This window comes from Actinomadura mexicana (genome assembly GCF_900188105.1).
GTDB classification, from domain to species: domain Bacteria; phylum Actinomycetota; class Actinomycetes; order Streptosporangiales; family Streptosporangiaceae; genus Spirillospora; species Spirillospora mexicana.
The window spans coordinates 246,169-270,369 of record NZ_FZNP01000006.1; the positions used below are offsets into that span (position 1 = coordinate 246,169).

Annotated in this window: 22 protein-coding genes; 5 read left to right on the forward strand and 17 right to left on the reverse strand. The window is 73.1% G+C overall.

The window, feature by feature from the left end; all coding sequences use genetic code 11:
* Positions 1-41: 41 nt before the first annotated feature.
* Positions 42-1,373: an MFS transporter gene (locus CHC11_RS17570; protein ID WP_089312813.1), complete on the forward strand. Its 1,332-nt coding sequence runs from the start codon at positions 42-44 to the stop codon at positions 1,371-1,373.
* On the opposite strand, the gene CHC11_RS17575 is transcribed toward CHC11_RS17570, so the two are convergent.
* Together CHC11_RS17575 and CHC11_RS17580 are read right to left on the reverse strand one after the other, a co-directional pair.
* Positions 1,357-1,989 (reverse strand): PaaI family thioesterase, encoded by a 633-nt coding sequence (locus CHC11_RS17575; RefSeq protein WP_089312814.1) that lies wholly within the window; start codon positions 1,987-1,989, stop codon positions 1,357-1,359. The genes CHC11_RS17570 and CHC11_RS17575 overlap by 17 nt on opposite strands.
* Before the next feature lie 213 nt (positions 1,990-2,202).
* On the reverse strand, positions 2,203-3,177 hold the full coding sequence (locus CHC11_RS17580; RefSeq protein ID WP_089312815.1) for a protein kinase family protein: 975 nt from the start codon (positions 3,175-3,177) through the stop codon (positions 2,203-2,205).
* 103 nt (positions 3,178-3,280) lie between these two features.
* Here CHC11_RS17580 and CHC11_RS17585 point away from each other — a divergent pair, with 103 nt between their 5' ends.
* On the forward strand, positions 3,281-3,847 hold the full coding sequence (locus tag CHC11_RS17585) for a DUF4870 domain-containing protein (protein WP_089312816.1): 567 nt from the start codon (positions 3,281-3,283) through the stop codon (positions 3,845-3,847).
* A gap of 18 nt (positions 3,848-3,865) precedes the next feature.
* Here CHC11_RS17585 and CHC11_RS17590 read toward each other — a convergent pair whose 3' ends face one another.
* The 3 genes from CHC11_RS17590 to CHC11_RS17600 all read right to left on the reverse strand — a co-directional run bounded on the left by CHC11_RS17590 (position 3,866) and on the right by CHC11_RS17600 (position 6,247).
* Complete coding sequence (locus CHC11_RS17590; RefSeq protein WP_089312817.1) at positions 3,866-4,690, reverse strand: TIGR03619 family F420-dependent LLM class oxidoreductase; 825 nt, start codon at positions 4,688-4,690, stop codon at positions 3,866-3,868.
* A gap of 64 nt (positions 4,691-4,754) precedes the next feature.
* A complete protein-coding gene (locus tag CHC11_RS17595; protein ID WP_089312818.1) occupies positions 4,755-5,504 on the reverse strand; it encodes a hypothetical protein in 750 nt (249 codons plus the stop codon).
* Positions 5,505-5,563: 59 nt separating this feature from the next.
* Positions 5,564-6,247: a cyclase family protein gene (locus CHC11_RS17600; protein WP_089312819.1), complete on the reverse strand. Its 684-nt coding sequence runs from the start codon at positions 6,245-6,247 to the stop codon at positions 5,564-5,566.
* A gap of 45 nt (positions 6,248-6,292) precedes the next feature.
* Between CHC11_RS17600 and CHC11_RS17605 the strand changes: the two genes are divergently transcribed.
* On the forward strand, positions 6,293-7,120 hold the full coding sequence (locus CHC11_RS17605) for a HipA family kinase (protein ID WP_089312820.1): 828 nt from the start codon (positions 6,293-6,295) through the stop codon (positions 7,118-7,120).
* On the forward strand, positions 7,117-7,533 hold the full coding sequence (locus CHC11_RS17610; protein ID WP_281258334.1) for a DUF3037 domain-containing protein: 417 nt from the start codon (positions 7,117-7,119) through the stop codon (positions 7,531-7,533). The genes CHC11_RS17605 and CHC11_RS17610 overlap by 4 nt, the downstream gene beginning before the upstream one ends.
* Positions 7,534-7,580: 47 nt before the next feature.
* On the opposite strand, the gene CHC11_RS17615 is transcribed toward CHC11_RS17610, so the two are convergent.
* The 11 genes from CHC11_RS17615 to CHC11_RS17665 all read right to left on the reverse strand — a co-directional run bounded on the left by CHC11_RS17615 (position 7,581) and on the right by CHC11_RS17665 (position 21,826).
* Positions 7,581-8,489, reverse strand: coding sequence for a hypothetical protein (locus tag CHC11_RS17615; protein WP_089312821.1), 909 nt, complete (start codon positions 8,487-8,489; stop codon positions 7,581-7,583).
* 276 nt (positions 8,490-8,765) lie between these two features.
* Positions 8,766-9,914, reverse strand: a complete 1,149-nt coding sequence (locus CHC11_RS17620) for a S8 family peptidase (RefSeq protein ID WP_089312822.1) — start codon at positions 9,912-9,914, stop codon at positions 8,766-8,768.
* A 125-nt stretch (positions 9,915-10,039) separates the two neighbouring features.
* Entirely contained in the window at positions 10,040-11,011 is a 972-nt protein-coding gene (locus CHC11_RS17625; protein WP_089312823.1) for a helix-turn-helix domain-containing protein, read from the reverse strand.
* 67 nt (positions 11,012-11,078) lie between these two features.
* Entirely contained in the window at positions 11,079-11,921 is an 843-nt protein-coding gene (locus tag CHC11_RS17630; RefSeq protein ID WP_089313035.1) for a GNAT family N-acetyltransferase, read from the reverse strand.
* A gap of 115 nt (positions 11,922-12,036) precedes the next feature.
* Complete coding sequence (locus CHC11_RS17635; protein ID WP_089312824.1) at positions 12,037-13,614, reverse strand: alpha/beta hydrolase; 1,578 nt, start codon at positions 13,612-13,614, stop codon at positions 12,037-12,039.
* Positions 13,615-13,889: 275 nt separating this feature from the next.
* Positions 13,890-15,491: an alpha/beta hydrolase gene (locus CHC11_RS17640; RefSeq protein WP_245919349.1), complete on the reverse strand. Its 1,602-nt coding sequence runs from the start codon at positions 15,489-15,491 to the stop codon at positions 13,890-13,892.
* Between the two features lie 165 nt (positions 15,492-15,656).
* Entirely contained in the window at positions 15,657-17,318 is a 1,662-nt protein-coding gene (locus tag CHC11_RS17645) for an alpha/beta hydrolase (RefSeq protein ID WP_179278879.1), read from the reverse strand.
* A 280-nt stretch (positions 17,319-17,598) separates the two neighbouring features.
* Entirely contained in the window at positions 17,599-18,792 is a 1,194-nt protein-coding gene (gene ispG / locus CHC11_RS17650; RefSeq protein ID WP_089312826.1) for a flavodoxin-dependent (E)-4-hydroxy-3-methylbut-2-enyl-diphosphate synthase, read from the reverse strand.
* A gap of 114 nt (positions 18,793-18,906) precedes the next feature.
* A complete protein-coding gene (locus CHC11_RS17655; protein WP_089312827.1) occupies positions 18,907-20,106 on the reverse strand; it encodes a M50 family metallopeptidase in 1,200 nt (399 codons plus the stop codon).
* Positions 20,107-20,145: 39 nt separating this feature from the next.
* On the reverse strand, positions 20,146-21,384 hold the full coding sequence (gene dxr, locus CHC11_RS17660; protein WP_089312828.1) for a 1-deoxy-D-xylulose-5-phosphate reductoisomerase: 1,239 nt from the start codon (positions 21,382-21,384) through the stop codon (positions 20,146-20,148).
* A 64-nt stretch (positions 21,385-21,448) separates the two neighbouring features.
* Positions 21,449-21,826, reverse strand: coding sequence for a winged helix-turn-helix transcriptional regulator (locus tag CHC11_RS17665; RefSeq protein ID WP_089312829.1), 378 nt, complete (start codon positions 21,824-21,826; stop codon positions 21,449-21,451).
* Positions 21,827-21,950: 124 nt separating this feature from the next.
* Between CHC11_RS17665 and CHC11_RS17670 the strand changes: the two genes are divergently transcribed.
* Positions 21,951-22,799, forward strand: a complete 849-nt coding sequence (locus CHC11_RS17670; RefSeq protein WP_089312830.1) for an NAD(P)H-binding protein — start codon at positions 21,951-21,953, stop codon at positions 22,797-22,799.
* Positions 22,800-22,801: 2 nt separating this feature from the next.
* Here CHC11_RS17670 and CHC11_RS17675 read toward each other — a convergent pair whose 3' ends face one another.
* Positions 22,802-23,605 carry a sensor histidine kinase gene (locus CHC11_RS17675; protein WP_143227154.1) on the reverse strand — a complete coding sequence of 268 codons (804 nt, stop codon included), beginning with the start codon at positions 23,603-23,605 and terminating at the stop codon, positions 22,802-22,804.
* Positions 23,606-24,201: the final 596 nt, after the last annotated feature.

The window sequence follows — 24,201 nt, forward strand, 5'->3', positions numbered from 1 at the left end:
GCTGGGACCGGCGGGGGCGGTCGGAAAGGTCAACGGCTCCCATGGTTCTGGATCCCGGAGAGGCCGGACGCGCCGGCGACGCGGACGCCGAGGAGCGCCGCGCGCAGGTCCGCAGGGCCGCCGCCGCGAGCGTGATCGGCACCTCCATCGAGTGGTACGACTTCTTCCTCTACAACACCGCCGCGGCGATCGTCTTCAAGGACGTCTTCTTCCCCGAGTCGAGCGACTACGCGGGCACGCTGTCGGCGTTCGCTACGTACGCGGTGGGCTTCGCGGCCCGGCCGGTGGGCGCGGCGATCTTCGGGCACTGGGGCGACCGGCTCGGCCGGAAGGCGACGCTGATCGTCACGCTGGTGCTGATGGGCGTGTCGAGCGCGCTGATCGGCGTGCTGCCGGGCACCGAGACGATCGGCTGGGCCGCGCCCGTGCTGCTCGTGCTGCTGCGGATCCTGCAGGGCGTCGCGGTCGGCGGCGAGTGGAGCGGCTCGGTGCTGCTGTCGATGGAGTGGGGCGACCAGAGGCGGCGGGGGCTGATGGCGAGCCTCCCGCAGCTCGGCGTCCCGATCGGCCTCATCCTCGGCACCGGCATGATGACCGCCATCGCGCTGTCGGCCGACGAGGCGTTCCGGAGCTGGGCGTGGCGCGTCCCGTTCCTGTTCAGCCTGGTCCTCGTCGGGATCGGGCTGTGGGTGCGGATCCGGGTGATGGAGACCCCGCTGTTCGCCGACGTCGTCAAGCGCGACGAGGTCGCCCGGGTACCGGTCGCCGAAGTCGTCAGACGGCACCCCAGGGAGATCATCCTGAGCGCGCTGCTGCGCTGCTCGGAGCAGATGCCGTTCTACCTGTTCACCTCGTTCGCGCTCACCTACGTGCACAAGCACCTCGGCATGGCGCAGGGGCTCGCGCTGACCGCGGTGACGGTGGCGGCCACGCTGGAGCTGGTCACGATCCCGGCCGCCGGGCACCTCGGGGACCGCATCGGCCCGCGGCGGGTGTACGCGGTCGGCTCGGTCTGCGTGGCGCTGTTCGCGTTCCCGTACTTCGCGCTCCTCAACACCGAGGTCGCGGCGCTCGTCGTCGTCGCGGTGGTGGTGGCGCAGATCCCGCACGCCGTGCAGTACGGGCCGCAGGCGTCGCTGATCGCCTCGACGTTCCCGACGCGGCTGCGGTACGGCGGGGCGGGCATCGGCTACCAGCTCGCCTCGGTGTTCGCGGGCGGCCCCGCCCCGCTGCTCGCGACGTGGCTGCTGCACGACTACGGCTGGCAGGCGATCTCGATCAGCATGATCGTGGCCTCGGTGCTGACCCTCGTCGCGCTCGCCCTGCTGCCCGCCCCGGCGCAGGAGCGCGCGGAGGTCAGTACTCCGACGTGACGAACCGCTGCGGCATGACGAACATCGCGGTGGCCTCGACCGTGACCCGCCCGTCCGGCGCGCTGATCGTCCCGGAGGCGTAGACCTTGCGCCCCTCCACGCGGCTCGCCTTCGCCTCCACCCGGAGCGGGACGCCGAGCGGGGTGGGACGCCGGTAGCGCGTCTCCAGGGTCGCGGTCATGCCGGGCGTGCCGGTGGCGGCCGCCGCCATGCCGAGCGCCTGGTCGAGCACCATCGCGGAGACGCCGCCGTGCACGTACGACGGCGGACCCTCGTAGACGGCGCCGAGCGTGAACTCGCCCCGGACGACGCCGTCCGAGGTCACCTCCAGGCCGATCGGCGGCGCGAAGGGGTTGAGCGGCCCGGTGACGGGGTTGGCGATCTGGCGGTCCATCCGGCGCTCGCCGGGCGTGGCGAACGGCGGGGCGCCGCGGCGCTCGGCGGTGAGCCGGGCGGTCAGCGCCGCTATCTCGCCCGCCACCGCGGTGGCCTCGGCGGCGTCGGCCCCGGTGAGGACGGTGGCCTCGGCCAGTTCGCGCACGCGCGCGGCCAGAGCCGTCAGCGCCGCCGCCTCGTCGTCCCCCAGCACTGGCCGCTCCATCGGGATCGCGCTCAACTCCAGCCTCCTCACGGGGCATGCCCCCATCGCCCCTATGGCCGAACGAAATTCTAAAATACGTCGGGGAGCGGTCCGGACGCAGGTCCCGCCCAGCGGTCGCCCAGTGGTCGATCAAGAGCGCGACAGCGGCCCGGCGACCGTCCACCGCCGGCCGCTCGGCGACGTCCCGCTGTAGTGGAAGATCAGGCGGTCGCCGCCGGACTCCAGGGGTCAGCGTGACCGTGCCGGTGTCCACGCACCGCTGCCTCCGACGTGATCCGCTCCTGGAGGCGCAGCGTCCCGCCCGCGCCGCCGCCCGCGGGCAGCGCCGGTCTCGCCGGGAAGACCTTGCCGTCGTTCTGCGTCACCCGTCCCGTCCACGTGCCCGCGTACCGCGCCGGGATACCGGTCCGCCGTGACTCCGCCGCGGACACGGCGACCACGCCCGGGACGCCCCGCCGCGGCGGGGCGGTCTGCGCGGGCGGGGGCGGTATCAGCACCCGTCGGCCCCCCGGCGGGCGCGTACGGCGCCGCCGGAGCATGCGGGGCGGGCGGGACCGGGACCTGGTGCCCGTCGCCGAGCAGGGTCCGCAGGACCTGCGACGCGTCCGGACGCGTCGCCGGGTCCTTCGCCAGGCACCGGACGGCCAGGGCGCGCAGCGGGCCGGCCAGCCCGCCGAGATCCGGCTCGCCGTGCGGGATCCGCCCGGCGATCGCGGTCATCGTCTCGCCCGCGAACGGCAGCCGCCCCGACGAGGCGAACACCATCGTCGCGGCCCACGCGAACACGTCGGCGGCGGGTCCGGCGCGCAGCCCCCTCCAGCTGCTCGGGGGCCATGAACGCCGGGGTGCCGATCGCCCCGCTGGAGGTGATGGTGGCGCCGTCCAGCGCACGGGCGATGCCGAAGTCGATGACGCGCGGCCCGTCCGGCCCGAGCAGCCCGCCACATCGGCGTCCAGGATCGCGGCCGTGCAGAACTCCGCGACCCGCTTGGCGGTCTCCAGCTCGCGCATGAACCGCGCACGCGCCTCGGACTCCTGGCCGAAACCGGCGTTCAGCAGCTTCACCGCGACCCGCCCGTGGGGCCCGCCCTCGTCCTCGCCGAGGTAGACGACGCCCTGACCGCCCTCGCCGAGCCGGCCGACCAGGCGAAAGCGGCCGAGCCGCTCGGGGGCGCCCGGACGCAGGGTGCCCGCCGCCGACATGTGTGCCTCCCGACCCGGTGAGACCCGCGCCGGCGAGCCCGGTTCCTATAGATTCCTGCAGTATCCCGCAACGGGACGCCCGAAGAGGACATGAGGACGACACGTGACGGACCAGCCCCCGCCACCTCCAGACCAGCCCCCGCCCGGCCAGCCCCCTCCCGGCCAGCCCCCGCCTCCCCACCAGCCGCCGCCGTACCACGGCGCCTACGGTCAGCCGCCGGGCCAGCCGTTCGGCCCGCCGTCCGCCGGTCCGTACGACCCGCGCTACGGGTACGGCCCTCCCGGCGTCCCCTACGGCCCGGGCATGCAGAACCCGGGAGAGGAGACGACCTGGGCGATCTTCGCCTACGTCGGGAACGTCCTGATCGGCTTCCTGCCGCCGCTGGTCATCTACCTGGTGAAGAAGAACACCTCGCCGTTCACCCGCTTCCATGCGGCGCAGTCGCTGAACTACCAGCTCACCATGCTGATCCACCTCGTGGTCGTGGCGGCGGTCTGCGTCCCGCCCGCCATCCTGCTGGACGCGCCCGCGTTCCTCGCGCTGTTCCTCCTCCCGTACCTGGAGCTGCTGATCGGCGGGTGGGTGTTCCTCATCCTCGGCGCGGTGAAGGCCGGCAAGGGCCAGTACTACCGGTTCCCGACCTTCTTCTGCTTCCGAATGATCCGCTAGCCCCGAGGAGCCATCGGCTCACAGGTAGGAGTGGGCGTACCCGTCCAGCACCGGCAGGACCGAGTCGCGGTCGCCCGCGGGCACGCGCAGCACGACCTCCTCGATCCCGAGCGAGGCGAAGTGGTCGAGCTTGCCGGGCGTGGGCAGCGTCCCGAAGGGGATCACGGGCACCGTCCCGCGCCCCGCGTCCTCGCAGGCGCGGCGCAGGGCGGGCAGGGCCTCGCCGACGCCCGCGCCGCCGATCGGCATCCACCCGTCCCCGTACTCGGCGATGTGCGCGAACAGCGTCGGGCCGGGGGCGCCGCCGAGCAGCACGGGGACGCGGCGGGACGGCTTGGGCCACGCCCGGCTCGGCGCGAAGCCCACGAACTCCCCCGCGAAGGACGCCTCCTCGTCCGTCCAGAGGGCCCGCATGGCGAGGACGTGCTCGCGCGCCACGGCCCGCCGCCGCTTCCACGGGACGCCGTGGTCGGCGCCCTCCTCGGCGTTCCACCCGTAGCCGACGCCGAGCGCGACCCGTCCGGGCGCCAGCCGGTCGAGAGTGGCGACGGCCTTGGCGGTGACGATCGGCTCGCGCTGGGCGGGCAGCAGGACGCCGGTGCCGAGGACGATCCGCTCGGTCGTCACGGCCGCCGCGGCGAGCGACACCAGCGGGTCGAGCGTGCGGGAGTACTCCTCGGGGAGGGTCGCGGCGCCCGTCGGCGGCGGGGTGGCGCGGGACACGGGGATGTGGGTGTGCTCGGGGAGGTAGAGGGAGGCGAAACCGCGCGCCTCCGCCTCCGCGGCCAGTTCGTGCGGCGCGATGGTCAGGTCGGTCGCGAACATCGTGATGCCGAGGCGCATGCCACGTCCCTTCTCAGCGTCCCCGCACGCTACCGGCGACCGGATGACCCCTCGGCCGAGCGGGTCAGCCGCCGAGGTGGCAGACGGCCGCGGTCGCGTCGTCGTGGACCTTGTTCCGCGGCCACCGGACGGCCCCGGGGTCGGTGCGCTCGGCCTCCCGCGTCCGCTGGATCAGCGCTGCGGGCCCCGGGTCCACGGCCAGCGCCGCCAGCCCGGCCCAGCCGGTGACGCCGAACAGGTCGGCGAGGCGCGTCGCTCCGTCGGTCAGCAGGAACGCGCGCCGCAGGTCGGCGGCCGGCACCGTGCCGGTGATCGCGGCGTCGGCCACGGCCGGGTCCGCGGCGGCGTAGTGCCGCCCGCCGGTGATCTCCCGCAGGCCGTCGCGGCCCTCCAGCAGGACGGTCGAGTCGGCCAGCACCAGGTAGTCGACCAGCTCGCCCCGCAGCCGCAGGGCGAGCACGGTCGCCGCCGGCGTCGCCGGAACCCGCAGGTCGCAGGTCGCCCGGTGCGCGGCCGCCACGTCCGCGATCGCGCCGGCGAGCCGCGCCACCAGCGGCCGGGCCCCCGGCCGGTGCGCGCCCTCGGGCGGCCCGACCGGCGGGCCGGCCTGCGGACCGAACCCCTCCAGCATCCGCGCCAGCAGCCGGGTGCCGAGCGAGCGGGAGTACCAGGCGGTCCCGTGGACGCAGCCGAGGTCGGTGCCGAGCGGCAGCCCGCACCCGTCGAGCACCACGACCGCCCCGGCGGCCGCCGCCACGAAGTCCTCGTTGGGCCGCTCGGGGCTGCCCTGGTCCGTCGCCCATTCCACCCGCATCCGTCCACGTCCTCCCGCCGACCGGTCCCCAGTATGGCCGGGCGGCGCGGCCCTCGCCCTCAGACGAGGACGGCGCGGTCGTCCACGCGCGCGACGGCGCGGACGGGAGCGCCGTCCGCGCCCGCCAGGGCCAGGGGGAAGAGGGAGACCTCGATCGCGCAGCCCGCGGCCTGGGCCTCGGCGAGGCGTCCGAGGCCGGTCAGGTTCTCGGCGATCACCGCCTCGGCGCCGCAGAGGACGCGGTGGGCGGCGAGCGAGAAGTCGTCCGAGCCGGGCGGCGGTGTCCGGTCCACGCTGAGCGCGTCGATGCCCACCGTCCTGACGCCCGCGGCGACGATGGCCTCCGCCGTCTCGGGCGCCGGATAGGGATGGGTGAGGTAGCCGGCGGTCCCCCAGTGCGCCGACCAGCCCGTCGCGATGAGCAGGACGTCGCCCGGCGCGAGCCCCGGCGGGACGGCGTCCGGTGGTATCGGCGCGCGGGGCGGCAGGCCCCGGACGTCCATCACCACGGCCGGACCGGTGAAGCGGGCCAGCGGCAGCTCGTCCAGCCTCGGCAGCGTGTCGTCGATGTGGAACGGGGCGTCCACGTGCGTGCCGGTCTGTGACCCCAGGTGCAGGCGCAGCACGTTCACCCCGGCCTCCGCGACCGTGAGGGCCGGGACGGCCTCCACCTCGGGGTCGCCCGGATAGACCGGCATGCCCGTGACGATCGGCACCGACAGGTCGAGCAGCTCAACGCCCATGAAATCGATTATCCCGGCCGCCGCCCCAGCCGGTAGCGTTGCGACGTGTTGCCACATGTGACCGCCGTCCGCTACGTGACGCCGCTCCGCGAGGGCGGATCGCTCCCGGGCGTCGTCGAGGCCGACGACCTCGGCACCTACGTGATGAAGTTCCACGGGGCCGGGCAGGGCCGCAAGGCGCTGATCGCCGAGGTGATCGCCGGTGAGCTGGCGCGCCGGCTGGGCCTGCGGGTGCCCGAGCAGGTGCTCATCGACCTGGATCCGGCGATCGGACGGCACGAGCCCGACCCCGACGTGCAGGACCTGCTGAAGGCCAGCCCCGGCTGGAACCTCGGCGTCGACTTCCTGCCCGGGTCGCTCGGCTTCGACCCGCTCGGCTGGAGCCCCGACCCCGGCTTCGCCTCCCGGGTGCTGTGGTTCGACGCGTTCATCGGCAACGTCGACCGCAGCTGGCGCAACCCCAACATGCTCGTGTGGCACGGCGACGTGTGGCTCATCGACCACGGCGCGAGTCTCATCTTCCACCACGCGTGGTCGAACGCGGCCCGGCTGTTCTCCGGCCCCTACGACGTGGACGACCACGTGCTGACCCCGTACGCGACCCGGCTGGAGGAGGCCGAGGCCGAGCTCGCCCCGAAGATCACCGAGGGGCTGCTGCGCGAGGTCGCCGGCCTCGTCCCGGACCGCTGGCTGGAGGGCGAGCCCGGCTTCGCCGACCCGCAGGCGCTCCGCGACGCCTACCTCGACATCCTGCTGCCGCGCGCCGGCAAGCCGCGCGAGTGGCTGCCCGACCTCGACGTCGGCGCCCGCCGCCCGGACACCTCCGCGCGGCGCGGCCAGAACCGTCCCGGCTGGCTCGGGGGCGCCTCGTGACCGCCGGCCGGACGACCAACATCAGGACGGCGGCCGAGCCGACGGTGTTCGAGTACGCCGCGCTGCGCGTCGTACCGCGCGTCGAGCGCGGCGAGTCCATGAACGTCGGCGTGGTCGTGTACTGCCGCGCCCTCGACTACCTCGGCTGCCGCGCGCACCTGGACGAGCGGCGCCTGCTCGCCCTGGACCCCTCCCTCGACCTGGCGGGCGTCCGGTCCGCGCTCACCGCGGTGGACGCGGTGTGCCGCGGCGGCGAGCGCGCCGGCCAGGCCGCGCGGGAGGCCCCGGGCGCGCGGTTCCGGTGGCTGACCGCGCCGCGCAGCACGATCGTGCAACCGGGCCCGGTGCACGCCGGGCTCACCGGGGACCCGGCCGCCGAACTCGACCGCCTCCTCGACCTGCTCGTCCGGTAGCGGCCGGGCGAGCGGGCCGGGGCCTGCGGCTCGGTTCCGCTGCCGGCTCAGGTCCACTCCCAGCGGATGCCGTGGTAGCCGGCGGCCATCCCGAACTCGATGAAGTGGACGCTCTGGTAGCTGGACAACCGCAGGTCGGCGGAGTCCTTCAGCGCGGTGTGCCCGTCGGGCCGCCACGTCCGGTAGCAGCGGGCGGGCAGCGCCGCCGGATGGAACCGGACCTCGATGAGGTACTCGTGCTGCGGGGTGCGGAAGCCGCGGCCCTCCTCGGTCACGGGCGGGCCGGTCTCCTCGAACCCGAAGCCGTACTCCAGCAGGTAGGTCTCGCCGCGCCCGAGCGCCCGGTCGAACAGCAGCTCGGCGGCGATGAGGCCGCTCGTCTCGTCCATCCGGACGCGGCCGAACCGGCAGCCGCGCACGGTGCGGGACGAGGGCAGCACGCCCTGCGGGTGGTGGTAGACGGCGATCCAGCGGTCCACACCGCGCTGCTGGGCCTGGAACACCGCGCGGACGCGGACCTCGCGCAGTTCCCGGCGCCGCCCGATGAGGTACTGGTCGTGCAGGCTGAGCCCGGTGAGCTGCCGCTCGCCGCGGTCGCCGATCTCGTCCAGCAGGTCGCGGACGCCCGGTTCGGGGCACAGCTCCTCGACCGGCAGCCAGGGCCCGGCGGGGCGGTCGGTGGTCGGCCTGAGCAGCGTCAGCAGGGAGTGCCGCGGCAGTTCGAGAATGGTCTCCAGGCCGCGGACGGCGCGCAGCGAGTCGGCGCGCTCGGGCCGGGTCCGGCCGCGCTGCCAGTAGCTCAGCGTGGACAGGCTGACCGCGATGCCCTGCTCCTCCAGCCGGCGCCGCAGGGAGTCCAGGCTCAGTCCGCGCGCCTGGATGGCGGCATGCAGGGCGACGTTGAACGGCCCGTACTGGAGGACCTGGAGAAGATCGTCCTCTGCGACACTCTGCATGCTCGGCCTCCGGATCGGCTCCGGCCGGCCCCCGCAAAACGGCCTTGACTACCGCAATTGCAACTTCCGCGCTCACTGTAAGGCTCAGGGGCCCCGATGCCAACAGGCAAACTGTCACAACCGTCGGCCCCGTCCTCCGCCGGATCGGGTCCCGCTTTCCGGTCGCGCCGCAGCGCCGGATCCTCACGGCGCGATCGGGTCTCCGCCCGCGGCGCGCGCCGCGGACGGAGACCCCGGCCCCCCGGCCCGCCGGCGCGGGACGGGCCCGGAAGCCGGTCAGAGATCGCGCTTGTTGAGCAGTCGGTTCGGCGTCCCGGCCGGGTTGCCGCTGATCACGCCGCTGACGGCGTTGGAGATGAGCCAGCCGCGGACGGTGCCGTAGGAGGCGTCGCCGTAGGTGGCCTTGTAGAGGGCGGCGACGCCGGTGACGTGCGGGGTCGCCATCGAGGTGCCGCTGATGGTGTTCGTCCCGCCGTTCAGCCAGGTCGAGGTGATGGAGGACCCCGGCGCGTACAGGTCGACGCAGGCACCGTAGTTGCTGTACGAGGCCCGGGCGTCGGTGATCGTGCTCGCCGCGACGGTGGTGGCGTTGGCCGCGCTCCCCGGCGAGTAGTTGCACGCGTTGCGGCCGTCGTTACCCGCGGCGGCGGCGAGGAAGACGCCGGAGCTCGCGAGGTTGTCGGCGGCGGAGTTCACCGTGGACGAGTAGCCGCCGCCGAGCGACATGTTGGCCACCGCCGGCCTGGAGCGGTTGCCCGCCACCCAGTTCATGCCCGCGATGACGCCGGAGGTGCTGCCGCTGCCCTGGCAGTTCAGCACGCGGACACCGCGCAGGTAGACGTTCTTGGCGACGCCGTAGGAGGTGGAGCCGACCGTCCCGGCGACGTGCGTCCCATGGCCGTTGCAGTCGGCGCCGCTGCCGCCGAGGGCGTCGTACACGTTGGCCGCGCGGCCGCCGAACTCCGGATGGGGGGTGTAGATGCCGCTGTCGATGATGTAGGCGTACACACCCGCGCCGGTCGAGTTGTAGGTGTAGCTGCGCGACAGCGGGAGTGCGGTCTGGTCGATGCGGTCGATGCCCCACGATGGCGGGTTCTGCTGCGTGCCGTCGGCGTGGACGACCGCGTCCTGCTCGATGCGGGCGACGCCGGCCGCCCCGCGCAGTTTCGCGAGTTTCTTGGAGTTGAGCTTTGCGGCGAATCCGTTCAGCACCCTGCCGTAGCGGTACATGGTCTTGATGCCGTGCTTGGACACGGTGGCGCCGATCGAGACCCCTGGCTTCAGGGTCACGATGTACTGGCCGGCGATGCCCTGGCCCGAAACGGCGAGCGTGAGCGGCGCAGGTAAGGTCACGGCTGGGGCGGGAGCGGCGGAAACCGCGAGCAGGGATGCCGCGGCCACCGCCGTGAACAGGGGTTTCTTCATCGGAACTCCGTCCATGGAGCCACCCCGGCCCCGAGAAAGGCCGGGGTCACGAAGCCGATCGATATGAATGCTCGACGAGAACGTGAGAAATCGTCAACATTTCTAACCGATTTGGTTTCCTCATGTTAATGCCATTCCCACTCGATGCCCACTATCCCGCGCCGGACAGTTCCGACCGCCAGGTTCGCGCTCCCCGAAGTACCGATCCACAACTCGCCGAGCCGCCGGCGCGGGGACGCGGAGCTCTCGGCCGTGAAGCCGTAGCAGCGGGCGGGCAGCCGGTCGCCGTCGAACTGGACGAGCGCCACGTAGTCGTGGACGGGATGGGGGAAGCGCCGGTCGTAGCCGTCGGGCGCGGGCAGCCCGATCGGGCCCAGCTCGTACTCGATGACCGCGGTGTCACCCGTCGCCAGCACCCTGTCGAAGACCAGCTCGAACGCCACCAGCCCGCCCTCGGCGCGGATCCGGCCGGGACGGCAGTACCGAACGTCCAGCAGCCCGGCGGGGTCGCCGTCCGCGGCGGCGGCAGCGCCACCATCCGCCACCGCGGCAGCGCCACCATCCGCCACGCCGGTGAGGTCGGCGTCTCCCGTCTGGTGGACGCAGACCACGCGGTCGATGTCGTCGCCGGCCGCCCGCAGGACGGTGCGCACCGACAGCGTCCAGGACCGGCGCGCCTCGTCCAGCCGGTAGACGTCGTGGACGCCGAGCCGTTCGAGCCGGTGGTCGCCCGAGCGGTCGAGCTGACCGACGAGGCAGGCGTAGCGCTCGGGGTCGGGCCACAGGTCACGGACGCCGCGGCCCCGCTCCGTCCCGTTCGACCGGACGGCGCCGCCGCGCACGTCCGCCCCCCGGCCGAGCGCCGCGTTCGGCGCGGGGTCCTCCAGCAGCTCGACGAGGGCGCCGGACGGCACCCGCAGGATCTCCTCCAGCGCGACGACCACGGTGCGCGAGCGCGGCCGGCTGCGGCCACGCTGCCAGTAGCTGAGGGTGGCCACGCTGACCGTGAGCCCGCGCCGGCCGAGCCGGTGGCGGATCCGCTCCAGGGTCAGCCCGCTCGCCTGGATCGACTGCCGCAACGCCCCGGCGAACTCCACGGCGGGATGGTACCCGGCCCAGAAGATCGATTCAGGGAACAGGCCAGATCGGGCACGTAATAACAAATCAGAACAAAATCGACATGAAGGAGCCGAGTTCGGTGAAGCCGACCCGGCGGTACGCCGCCCGCGCCCGGGTGTTGTAGTCATTGACGTACAGCGAGACGGTCGGCGCGATGCCGTGCAGCGCCTCCCGCACCACCGCGGACATCCCCGTCTCCGACCGGCCCTGCCCCCGCAGGTCGGGGGGCACCCACACGCCCTGCACCTGGCAGGCCCGCGGGGTGACGGCGCCGACCTCGGCCTTGAACATGACGCGGCCGTCCTCGATGCGGGCGAAGGCGCGGCCGTCGCGGATCAGCTCGGCGACGCGGGCCCGGTAGAGCACTCCCCCGTCGCCGGCGTTGGGCGACACCCCGACCTCTTCGGTGAACATGGCCACGCAGGCCGGGTAGACGATGTCGAACTCCTCCATCCGCACCCGGCGCACGCCGGGGTCGGCGGGCATGTCGGGGACGCTCGAGGTCGCCATCACCGGCTGGGCGGCGCGGACGGCCCGGGGCGGCCCCCAGTACGGCGCGAGGATCTCCCACAGCTCCCCGACCGCGCCGACGGGCCCGACGATGGACGAGCAGCGCCGCCCCTGCGCCTGGGCCCGCTCGGCGAACGCCCGGACGGCCTCCGGCCCGGCCGCGACCGGGATGAGGTTGGCGCCCGAGTAGCACAGCGAGACGAGCCTGCCGTCCCGCAGGTAGCCCCACATCTGGGCGCCGAGGCGGCGCGGATCGAGCCCCGCGGCGTGCACGCGGGAACTCACGAACACGTTGGACACCGGGTCGGCGTCCAGGATCGCGAGGGCCTCAGCACGGTACCGGTCGTCCAGCACGCGCACCGGCATCGAGCCCAGCATCCGCACGGCTACCGGCCCCCGGCCCTCACCACTGAAAGCTCCACGTGGCCAAGCCTATGCCGTCCGGGGGCCGCGCACCTCCGCGGCCTCCGTCACGGCCCGGTCCGCGGAGGGTTCACCGGTGCGCGGCCGCCTGCTCCGCCCTGCCCGCCTTGGCCACGACCGGTTCGGGCCCGGCCGCGCACTCATGGTCCGGGCCCGGCCGGTTCGCGGGCAGCCGCCCACCGCCGAGATAGGCGCCGACGGCCCCGTCGACGCACCTGTCGCCGGACAGCGAGACGCCGTGGTTGCGCCCCCCGGCCTGGACGAGCAGCCTGGACGTCGGGAACCGGCGGTGCATCTCCAGCGCGCCCCGATAGGGGGTCGCGGCGTCCTCGGTGGCCTGCACCATCAGGATCGGTGGCAGCGCGGAGCCGCCCCCCACCCGCGGCGGCGGGCCGCCCGGCACTCCCCAGAAGGCGCAGGGCGCGTTGTACCAGGTGTTGCTCCAGGTCTCGAAACGGTAGCCGCGGCGGTAGAGGCGCTCGCTGTCGGCGTGCCAGCGTCCCCAGTCGCGCGGCCAGGCGGCGTCCCGGCACTGGACGGCGTTGTAGACCGTGTAGTTGTTCTGGTCGAGCCGGGACGGCGGCTGCCACACCTTGCGCAGCGGCCCCGGGTCGCGCCGGACGGCGTAGGCCGACAGCGCCCTCGCGTGCGCGGCCCAGTTGTGATCGCCGTACCCGTCGGCGAGGTACGCCTCGTCGAGCTCGGTGGGCCCGATCCGCCCGTCGATCGGCTTCGCCTTGAGCTCGGCGCGCACCCTGGCGTAGGCGGCGGCCACCTTCCGGCCGGAGTCGCCGATCCGGTAGGTCTTGTGGTGGCGGGCGATCCAGGCGAAGTAGGCGTTGACGCGCTTCTCGAAGGCGACGTTCTGGTCGAGGTTGTCGCCGTACCAGACCCCGCTCGGCCGGACGACGCTGTCGAGCACCATGCGGCGGACCCGCTGCGGATACATCGTGGCGTACACCGCGCCGAGGTACGTCCCGTACGAGTACCCGAAGTAGTTGATCTTCTTCTGGCCGAGGGCGGCGCGGATGGCGTCCATGTCGCGGGCCCAGTCGGCGGTTCCCATGTGCGGGAGGATCGCGCCGTACCGGCGGGCGCAGTCGCCGGCGTAGTGCCGCGCCCTGGCCTTCCAAGCCTCCTCCTCCGCCGCGCTCGCGGGGACGGCGTCGGGGCGGGCGCGGCCGGGGCTCTGGTAGCCGGGGTCGCAGATCAGCTCGGGCCTGCTGGCACCGACGCCGCGCGGGTCGAAGCCGATCCAGTCGTAGGACGCGGCGACCCGCTTCGGCAGCGACCTCGCGAAGAAGGCGGACAGGTCGCGCCCGTGCGCGCCGGGCCCGCCCCGGTTGAGCAGCACCACGCCCTCGGACCTGGACGCGGTGTGCCGGGCGCGGGTCAGTTCTAGGGTGATCTGCCTGCCGGCCGGGTCGGCGTAGTCGAGCGGCACCCGGACGGATCCGCACTGCAGGCCCTTGAGCCGGGTGCCCTCCACCGGGTCCTTGGCGGGGCAGGACTTCCACACCAGGCCGGCCGGCCTCGGGGCGGGAGCGGCGTCCGCGCGCGCCCCCAGTGCGGCGGCCCCGGCGAAGGCGAGCGTGACCGCGGCGGCCGCCGTCCCGGCGGCGGCCCTCTTTCCAGCGTCGTTCAGCACGTTCGCTTTCTACCGGCGGGAGGGCCGGAAACCGCGCACCCCGAGGATTCCGCGATTCCGCCTGTAACCGGGACCACTACCAGAAACCCACCGCCCGCCAAGCGGAACGCGGTGTGCCCGGCCCGCCCCGAGAGGGGACGGGACGGGCACACCGCGGAACGGCGTACCACCCGAGTGCCGTACCACCCGAGTGCCGTACCAGCCACGTGCTGTGTGCCAGCCACGTGCTGTGCCAGCCACGTGCTCTGCCGGCCACTTGCCGGGCCAGCTACGTGCTACTGGCGGCCGACCGGGAGGTCCTTGCCCGCGGAGGCGCGGGCGGCCTTCGCGGTCATGGCCGTCGGGTCGGGGTCGTTCAGTGCCGGGACGGCCTTGCAGTAGGCGTCCGGACCGCGGTGGCTCTGCGGCAGCGCCCCGGTGTCGAGGTACGCCGCGACCTTGTCGTCCAGGCACGTGTTGCCGTTGAGCGTGTTGGCGTGGGTCTTGCCGCCGACCTCGAACACCAGGCGCGAGGACGGGAAGAGCTTGTGCATCTCCAGGCCGCCCGCGACCGGGGTCGCCGCGTCCTGGGTGGACTGCACGAGCAGCATGCCCGCCAGGCCCTTGGCGCCCTTCAGCTTGAACTCCGGCCCGCCCTGGAACGGCCAGAAGGCGACCGGGGCGTTGAACCAGACGTTGCTCCAGGTGTTGAACCTGTAGCCCTGCCGGTAGAGCTTCGCGGCGTCGTTGTGCCACTTGCTCCAGTTGCGCGGCCAGCGGGCGTCGGCGGCCTGGACGGCGTTGTAGACGGCGAAGCCGTTGTCGTCGCCGCCGGGGCTCATCCAGTCGAGGAGCCCGGAGGCGTCCTTGTCGTTGACCCAGGCCGAGAGCGCCTGCGCGAACGGGATGTAGTAGCCGGTGTTGTAGCCGGCGGACAGCACGGTGTCGTCCAGCTCGTCCGGCCCCATCCTGCCTCCGATCGGCGCCTTCTTCGCGGCGGCGCGGACGGCGTAGTACTCGGCCTCCACGGCCTTCTCGCTCTTGCCGAGGTGGTAGAGCGAGTCGTACTTGGCGATCCAGGCCCACCATGCCTTCATGTTGTGCTCGAAGGCCTTGTCCTGCTCCAGCTGGGCGTCGTACCAGACCGTCTTCGGGTTGACGTTGCCGTCCAGCACCATCCGCTTCACGCGCTTGGGGAAGAGCGTGGCGTAGGTGGCGCCGAAGTAGGTGCCGTACGAGAACCCGTACCAGCTGATCTTGTCCTGGCCGAGCGCGGCGCGGATCGCGTCGACGTCGCGCGCGGCGTCGGTGGTGCGCATGTGCGGCAGCAGCCAGCCGAACTTCTTCGCGCAGTCCTGCGCGTACTTCTTCGACTTGGCGATCCAGGCCTTCTCCTCCTTGGCGGAGGAGGGGACGTAGTCCGGCCGGATCGGGTCGGAGAAGTTCGGGTCGCAGCTCAGCGCGGGCTTGCTGGAGCCGACGCCGCGCGGGTCGAAGCCGATGATGTCGTACTTGGCGGCGACGTCGGCGTGCCCGGTGCCGCCGATCCAGCGGGCGAGGGCCGGCGCGTACTCGATGCCGGTGCCGCCCGGACCGCCCGGGTTCACGAACAGGGTGCCCTGGTAGTTCTTCTCGTCGGTGTGCCGGAAGCGCGACACCGCGATGGAGATCTTGCGGCCGTTGGGCCGGCCGTAGTCGAGCGGCACCTCGACCTGGGCGCACTGCGCCTTGTTCATCGGGTCACCGGGGCCGCTGACCTCGCACGCGCCCCAGTCGATGCCCTTGGCCGCGACCGTGGCGGCACCGGATCCCCCGGTGTCCGCGCTCGCGGAGACGGCGAACCCTGCGCCCCCCGCCGCCACGACCGCGGCGGTCGCGACGAGAACGATCCTTTTCACTTGACCCCCTCAGATCGGCGACTCCGGGGCCGGCGCGATGCCGGAGGGGGGTGTCGCCGATGCGTGGCTGTTGCGTGTTACCTGCGTGTCGCTACCTGTGTGCCGGCGGGGGCCGGACCCCGGGGAACGCTCCCCGGGGTCCGGACCGCACGGCTGCGACCGGCGTCAGCGGATGACGTCGGCCTTGAGCTGCGCGGCCTTCTGCGAGCCGGAGCCGCTCAGCGTCCTGGCGGTCGCCGTCGACGGCGGCGCCGGGTCACCGAGCTGCGGGACGTGGACGGTGCTCTGCGCCGGACGCTCTCCCCGCAGGAAGTAGGCGTCGAAGTAGGCGTCCACCTGGGCGGAGCCGCGGTGCACGATGCAGTGCGTGCGGTCGCCGTCCTGGACGACCAGGCGCGAGCCCTTGAGCCTGCGGTGCATCTCCAGCGCGCCCGCGTACGGCGTGGCCGCGTCCGCGGTCGACTGGAACATGAGGATGTTGCGCGGCAGGTCGCGGGTGTGGCCGATGTTCACCGGCTTGCCGGCCTTGGCGGGCCAGAACAGGCACGGGGCGTTGTACCAGGCGTTGGCCCAGGTCTCGAACGGGTGCTTCCGGTCGATCCGCTCGTTGTCGCGCTGCCACTTGCTCCAGTTCAGCGGCCACTGGACGTCGGTGCACTGCACGCCGAGGTAGACGGCGTACCCGTTGTCGTCGGAGCCGCCGGTCGTCGGCGCGCCGTACGTCTGCGCGAACGTGGCGGTGTCGCCCGACTTGTACGCCGACAGCGCGGCCGCGTACCCGTGCCAGATGGCCTGGCTGCGCCGGTACCCGGCGTTCAGGATCACGTCGGTCAGCTCGTCCGGTCCGACGGCGAGCGTCTGCCCGCCGTCGGGGTCGGTGTAGTAGACCGGCTTGTTCTTGAGCTTCGCGCGCAGGTCGTAGAAGAAGCTCCGGACCTGCTTCTGGGTGGTGCCGAGGTGGTACACCGAGTCGTACTTGGCGATCCAGCCGAAGTAGTAGTCGATGTTGATGTCGAACTGGATGTCCTGGTTGAGGTTGGCGTCGTACCAGGCGTCGGAGGGGCCGACGTTGCCGTCCAGCACCATCTTCCCGACGTTCTTGGGGTAGACGGTGGCGTAGGTGGAGCCGAGGTAGGTGCCGTAGGAGGCGCCGTAGTAGTCGAGCTTCTTGTTGCCGAGCGCCCGCCGGATCGACTCCACGTCGTTGACCGAGTCGATCGTCTTGATGTGGTCGAGCAGCCCGGTCTTGTCGGCCTTGCCGCACGCCTCGGCGTAGCCCTTGGACAGCCTCAGCCAGGTGCTGACCGACTTGCGGTCGCCGGTGCCGTAGTCGGGGCGCGGGGCGTTGGTGTAGTTCGGGTCGCAGCTCAGGGCGGGGACGCTCATGCCGACGCCGCGCGGGTCGAAGCCGATGACGTTGTAGGCCTCGCGCATCGGGGCGGAGTTCTGCGCGAACACCCGCGGCCCGAACAGCGCGCCGCCGCCGCCCGGTCCGCCGGGGTTGACCACGATGTCGCCCTTGGCCGCACCGGAGCCGGTGTGCGGCGTCCTGGTGAGCTGGAGCGTGATCTTCTTGCCCTGCGGCCTGGCGTAGTCCATCGGCACCGACAGCTCGGCGCACTGGACGATCTTGGAGACCGGGTACAGGGCGTCGTACAGGTCGTGCACCGTCTGGACGAAGTCCGCGGGGCAGGCGTGCCACTTGGCCGCCGAGGGGTTGAATCCTCCGGCCGTTCCGGCGGAGGGGCTCGCGGCCTGTGCGCTTGTGGCGCCGAGACCGGTGAGACCGAGCCCGGCCACCGCGGCCACGACAACGATCCTCTTCACATATCCCCCTATCGTGCCGACTCCGGTTGAGTCAGACATACGGGTAAATGAGTGAAGATTGTGGCGGTTCTGGCGTACGGCCCGACAGGGGCCCGTCAGAGTGGATGCGGAATCGTGACAAGATCAGCGGAACTCTGTGACAACTCCGGACGTTCCGGTCGCTAATGCCCAGCTCCGGGACGGGTTCCGGGCACACGAAAAGGCCCCGGGTCGCAGAACCCGGGGCCTGAAGGCCGCTACGGCGCCGGCCGGAGCGCGGGCACCGGCCCGCGCCCGGAGGTCAGCCGACCACCACGTCGGCGCCCGGTCCGGAGACCGTGCCGTCCTCGGCGATCTCGATGCCCATCTCGTCGGCGATGCGCATCGCCTCCTCGATCAGGGTCTCGACGATCTGCGCCTCGGGGACGGTCTTGACGACCTGCCCCTTGACGAAGATCTGGCCCTTGCCGTTGCCCGAGGCGACGCCGAGGTCGGCCTCGCGGGCCTCCCCGGGCCCGTTCACCACGCAGCCCATCACGGCGACGCGCAGCGGGACCGGGAAGTCCTTGAGGCCGGCGGTGACCTGCTCGGCCAGCGAGTACACGTCCACCTGCGCGCGGCCGCAGGAGGGACAGGAGACGATCTCCAGGCCGCGCGTGCGCAGCCCGAGGGACTCCAGGATCGCCGTGCCGACCTTGACCTCCTCGACCGGCGGCGCCGACAGCGACACCCGGATCGTGTCGCCGATGCCCTCCGCCAGCAGCGCGCCGAACGCGACGGCCGACTTGATCGTGCCCTGGAACGCCGGGCCCGCCTCGGTGACGCCGAGGTGCAGCGGGTAGTCGCAGGCCGCCGCCAGCTTCCGGTAGGCCTCGATCATCACGACCGGGTCGTTGTGCTTGACCGAGATCTTGATGTCGCGGAAGTCGTGCTCCTCGAACAGCGAGCACTCCCACAGCGCCGACTCCACCAGCGCGTCGGGGGTGGCCCGGCCGTGCTTCTCCAGAAGGCGCCTGTCCAGGGAGCCGGCGTTCACCCCGATGCGGATCGGCACGCCCGCGTCCTTGGCGGCGCGCGCGATCTCGCCGATCCGGTCGTCGAACTTCTTGATGTTGCCCGGGTTGACGCGGACGGCCGCGCAGCCGGCGTCGATCGCCGCGAACACGTACTTGGGCTGGAAGTGGATGTCGGCGATGACGGGGATCGGCGACTTGCGCGCGATCGCCGGCAGCGCCTCGGCGTCGTCCTGCGACGGCACGGCGACGCGGACGATCTGGCACCCGGACGCGGTCAGTTCCGCGATCTGCTGGAGCGTGGCGTTCACGTCGGCGGTGAGGGTGGTGGTCATCGACTGCACCGAGACGGGGGCGTCGCCGCCCACCGGGACGTCGCCGACCATGATCTGCCGGGATCTGCGGCGGGGCGCGATCGGACCCGGCGCCCCCTGCCCGTCGCCATCGCCGCGGACGCTCGGTATACCCAGTGAAACGCTCATCCCTCTCCTCAATTTTCGGCCCCGCACAAAGCCTAGGCGCCCCGCGCGGCTGAGTTGACGGCACCCGGCTTCCACCAGTGTGACCCTATGACGACAGTCAGTGATAGTTGTACGTCATTCCGGTAGTCGCAGGGGGTTGAGCAGGTCGGCGAGGATCAGCAGCACCCCGAACCCCACCAGCAACAGGACGGCCAGATATGTCAACGGCATGAGCCGGGTCATGTCGACGGTGCCCGGATCCGGCCGCCCCCTGATCCGGTTGACGCCGGCCCGCGCCCGCTCGTAGGCGACGACCGCGAGGTGCCCGCCGTCCAGCGGGAGCAGGGGCAGTACGTTGAGCGCGCCGAGGAAGACGTTCACCGAGACGACGAGCGACAGGTAGAGGGCGAGCTTGTCGCGGGCGGAGCTCTGGGCGGAGAAGATCTGCCCGGACACCTCGGTCGCGCCGACCACGCTGCCGACCTGGCCGCCGGGCGTGCTCCCCCGCTCGGGCGAGAACAGCTTCGGGACGGCGGCGGGGAGGTCCGCCGCCACCTGCCCGATGCCGGCGACGGTGCGGCCGATGCCCCGCCCGGCGAACACGGCCGCGTTGAGCGGCCCGGTCCGCTCGTACCCGGCGCCGACCACCTTCGCCGACATGCCGACGAACGGCCGCCCGTCCACGTCCGCGAGCGTGATCGGCAGCGACACCGGCTCCGGCGCCCCCGGCCGCACGACCACCGCCGTCACCGTCCGGCCCGGCTTCGCCGCGTCGATCGCCCTGGTGAGCCCGGTCCAGTCCGAGACCGGGGTGCCGTTGAACGAGACGACGCGGTCGCCCGCGCGCAGCCCCGCCCGGGCGGCGGGGGACGCGGGCCGGTCCCCGCCGCAGCCGCTGGACATCGAGGCGGGCACGCAGGTCGTGATCTCCTCGACCGTGCTGGTCACCGTGCCGGACTCCCGCACGCCGATCGTCATGGCCATCCCCATGAGGAGCAGGAACGCGAACACGAGGTTGGCGGCCACCCCGGCGACGATGACGACCGCGCGGCGGCCGGCGGGCTGCCGGTAGAACGCGCGCGGCCGGTCGGCCGCGGGGATCTCCTCCAGCGGCGTGTAACCGACGATCTTGACGAAGCCGCCCAGCGGGATCGCCTTGACGCCGTACTCGGTCTCGCCCCGGCGGGTGGACCACAGGGTCGGGCCGAACCCCACGAAGTACTGGGTGGCCTTCATCCCGAACCGCTTGGCGGTGAGCAGGTGCCCGCCTTCATGGAGCATCACCGAGACCAGCAGTGCCACCACGAACGCCAACGCGCCGAGGAAGAAGGCCATCGGGTCCCTCCGGGAGTCCTCCCGAGGCGGATCCCCGGGTCAGGCGGTTGCGGTCAGCTCCCTGGCCCTGGTCCGCGCCCAGGTGTCGGCCGCGAGGACGTCGTCGAGCGTCAGGCCTCCGGTGGTGCCCGAACCGTGCTCCTCCATTACCCGCGCGACAGTGTCTACTATCCCGAGGAACGGGAGCCGTTCCGCGCGGAAGGCGTCCACGCACTCCTCGTTCGCGGCGTTGTAGACGGCGGGGACCGTCCCGCCCAGCTCACCGGCGCGGCGCGCCAGCGCGACCGCGGGGAACGCCTCGTCGTCCAGGGGGAACAGCTCCCAGGTGTGCGCCCTGGTCCAGTCGACGCCGGGCGCGGCGTCCGGCACCCGGTCGGGCCAGTCGATGCCGAGCGCGATCGGCAGCCGCATGTCGGGCGGGCTCGCCTGCGCCAGCGTGGAGCCGTCGGTGAACTCGACCATCGAGTGGATGAACGACTGCGGGTGCACCATGACCTCGATGCGGTCCATCGGGACGTCGAAGAGCAGGTGAGCCTCGATGACCTCCAGGCCCTTGTTGACCAGCGTCGCGGAGTTGATCGTGATGACCGGCCCCATGTCCCAGGTCGGGTGGTTCAGCGCCTGCTCGGGGGTGACGTCCGCCAGCTCGTCGCGGCCGCGCCCCCGGAAGGGCCCGCCGCTCGCGGTGAGCACGAGCCGCCGGACCTCCTCGGCCCGCCCGCCGCGCAGGCACTGGGCGAGTGCCGAGTGCTCGGAGTCGACGGGGACGATCTGCCCCGGGCGCGCCCGCTCCTTGACGAGGGGGCCTCCGACGATGAGCGACTCCTTGTTGGCGAGGGCGAGCGTGCGCCCCGCGTCCAGCGCGGCCAGCGTCGAGGCGAGGCCGAGGGCGCCGGTCACCCCGTTCAGCACCACCTCGCACGGCCAGGCGGCGACCTCGGCGACCGCGTCCGGTCCGGCCACGATCTTGGGGATGGGGTAGTGCCCGGAGGAGTAGCCGCGCCGCTTGGCCTCGGCGTAGAAGGCGAGCTGGAGCTCCTGCGCGGCGGACGCCCGGGCCACCGCGACGACCTCGGGACGGAACTCCAGCGCCTGCTCGGCCAGCAGGTCCACCCGCCCGCCGCCGGCCGCCAGCCCCCTCACCCGGAACCGGCCGGGGTTGCGGCGGATCACGTCCAGTGCCTGAGTGCCGATGGAACCGGTGGAGCCGAGGACGACCAGCTCGCGGGCGGCCCCGTCGGGGCTTGAAGGAGACGTCACGCGTCCATTGTCGGGCATCGGCCGCCCCGGGATCGAGCGGACGCCGTCCGCGCCCCCCGTCGCCTCGGCCCGGCCCTGCGTGTCAGCGCTCGCCCCCGTCGTAGGCGCTCCGCGCCCGCTCGACCTTCTCCAGGTTCTCGGCGGCCCACTCCGCGAGCGTCGCGAACAGCGGCGCGAGGCTGCGGCCCAGCTCGCTGATCTCGTACTCGACGCGCGGCGGCACCTCCGGATGGTAGGTGCGGACCACGAGCCCGTCGCGCTCCATCTGGCGCAGGCGCTGGGTCAGCACCTTCGGCGTGATCGTGGTGATACGGCGCTGCAGCTCCACGAAGCGCAGCCGCCCGTACTCGTGCAGCGTCCAGAGGATCGGGGTCGTCCAGCGGCTGAACACGATGTCGACCACCGGGGCGATCGGGCAGGCCAGCTCGGGGTCGAGCGCCTCCTCGGTTCTGGCGGTCATCACGGCCTCCCGGGTAGTCACTTTCTTCTAGGTACCTACTATACCCAGGATGCTAGCTTCACCGAGTCGCACCGCGACGGCACCGCCCCCGGGCGGTGTCAGTGCAGCTCAGAGGGAGAAAGCAATGATCGTTGTCATGGGCGCCACGGGGAACGTCGGGCGGCCGCTCGTGCGGACGCTGGCCGAGGCGGGGGAGCGGGTGACGGCGGTGTCGCGCACCGACCCCGGCGACCTGCCCGCAGGCGTCGCCCACCGCGCGGCCGACCTCGCCGAGCCGGAGACGCTCCGGCCCGTCCTGGAGGGGGCGGACGCGCTCTTCCTGCTCGTCGCCGGGCACCTGCTCGGCTCGCCCGAGGACCTGGACCCGCGCGCCGTCCTGGACGTGGTGAGGTCCGCCGGCGTGGAGCGGGTCGTGCTGATGTCCTCGCAGGGCGCCGGCACGCGCCCGACGGCGCACAGCCACAGCCACCTCCGGGCGTTCGAGGACGCCGTCCGGGAGGCGGGGGTCGGCTGGACGATCCTGCGGCCGGGCGGCTTCGACAGCAACGCGTTCGCGTGGGCGGAGCCGGTCCGCGCCCACCGGGCGGTCGCCGCGCCGTTCGCCGACGTCGCGCTGCCGTTCGTCCACCCGTCCGACATCGCCGAGGTCGCGGCCGCGGTCCTGCGGAAGAGCGGGCACGAGGACCGCGTCTACGAGCTCACCGGGCCCGCCCCGGTCTCGCCGCGGGAGCGGGCGCGGACGATTGGCGACGCGCTGGGCGAACCGGTGGCGTTCGCCGAGCAGACCCGGGAGGAGGCTCGGGCGCAGATGGTGGCGTTCATGCCCGCGCCGGTCGTCGACGGCACCCTCGACATCCTCGGCGAGCCGACCGGGGCCGAACGCCGCGTCAGCCCCGACGTGGAGAAGGTCCTCGGGCGCCCGGCGCGGTCCTTCGCGCGGTGGGCCGAGGAGAACCTCGCGGCCTTCCGCTGAAGTCAGCGGGCGAGCGGGAGCCGGAGCACGAGGCGGGCGCCGTAGGAGCCGTCGGCGACCCGCAGGGTCCCGCCGTGGGCGACGGCGATCTCCCGCGCGATCGAAAGGCCGAGGCCGCTGCCGCCCTTGTCGCGGCTGCGGGCCGGGTCCAGGCGGGTGAAGCGCTCGAAGACGCGGTCCCGGTCGGCGGACGGGATGCCGGGGCCGTCGTCGTGCACCTCGACGACCGCCCCGTCGCCGTCCGCGCGCGCCTCGACCTCGATGTGCGCGGCGGCGTAGCGCTCGGCGTTGGCGAGCAGGTTGCCCACCGCGTGGCCGAGCCGCTGCCGGTCGCCGCCCACGACGAGGCCCGGCTCGACCTTCACCACCATCGGGACCGGCGGGGTGCGCAGCGCGGCCTCCGCCTCCACCAGCACCCCCAGGTCGATGGGCTCGCGGGCGGGAATGTCGCCGGAGTCGATGCGGGCGAGGACGAAGAGGTCCTCGACGATCCGGTGCAGCCGGTCGATGTCGGCCAGCGAGTGGCGCAGGGTGTCCACGGCGTCGCCGTCGTCGGGGGCCGCGAGGGCCAGCTCGATGCGGGTGCGCAGCCCGGTGATCGGCGTGCGCAGCTCGTGCGAGGCGTCGGAGATGAACGCGCGCCGCTGCATCAACGCGCCCTCCAGCCGGGCGAGCAACCCGTTGACGCGCTCGGCCAGCCGCTCCGCCTCGCCGCCCGCGGCCGGGACGGTGACGCGGCCGGCCCCGTGCTCCTCGGCGAGCTCCTCCATCTCCCGCCGGAGCCGTTCCACCGGTCGCAGCGACACGCGCGCGGAGTGCGCCGCCCCCCCACCGGGCCGACGCGGCGGCCACCGCCGCGAGCACGGCCATGACGGCCGCGAGCACCCCGGGGCGGCCCACGCCGGCGAGCAGGTACAGGACCATGGCCGCCGCGGCCACCGCGGCCACCATCAGGGAGCCGAGTGCGGTGACCGTCGCCGACGTCGCACGCGCCCGCCGGGGGCGGGGCGTGTGCGGCCGGACGCGCCGATGTACGACGTTTCTGGCCGACATGCCTCCTTTGTACGCAAGCGCATCCCAAAAGAGGGCAAAGTCCCCAGCCCGTGACCGCATAGCCTGGCCAGGGCGGCTCTGGCCAGGCCGGCTCCCGAGGCGCCCGCGCCGTGCATACCCGGCCCGCATACCCCGACGCTTCCCGTGCTGCGGGGCGACACGGGAGGCTTTGCCGCCCTTTTCACCTTCCGTAGCGGCAACTACACGCTTCCCCACTTATAAAGGAGGACGTGAAGGCGACTCCCACCGGGGGGATGGAGACATGGGCCAGACGGGCGAGCCGGTCGTCGACCCGCGAGGGTTGAGCACGGCTCAGCGCCTGGGCGACGCGTGCGTCGTCTGCCGCAAG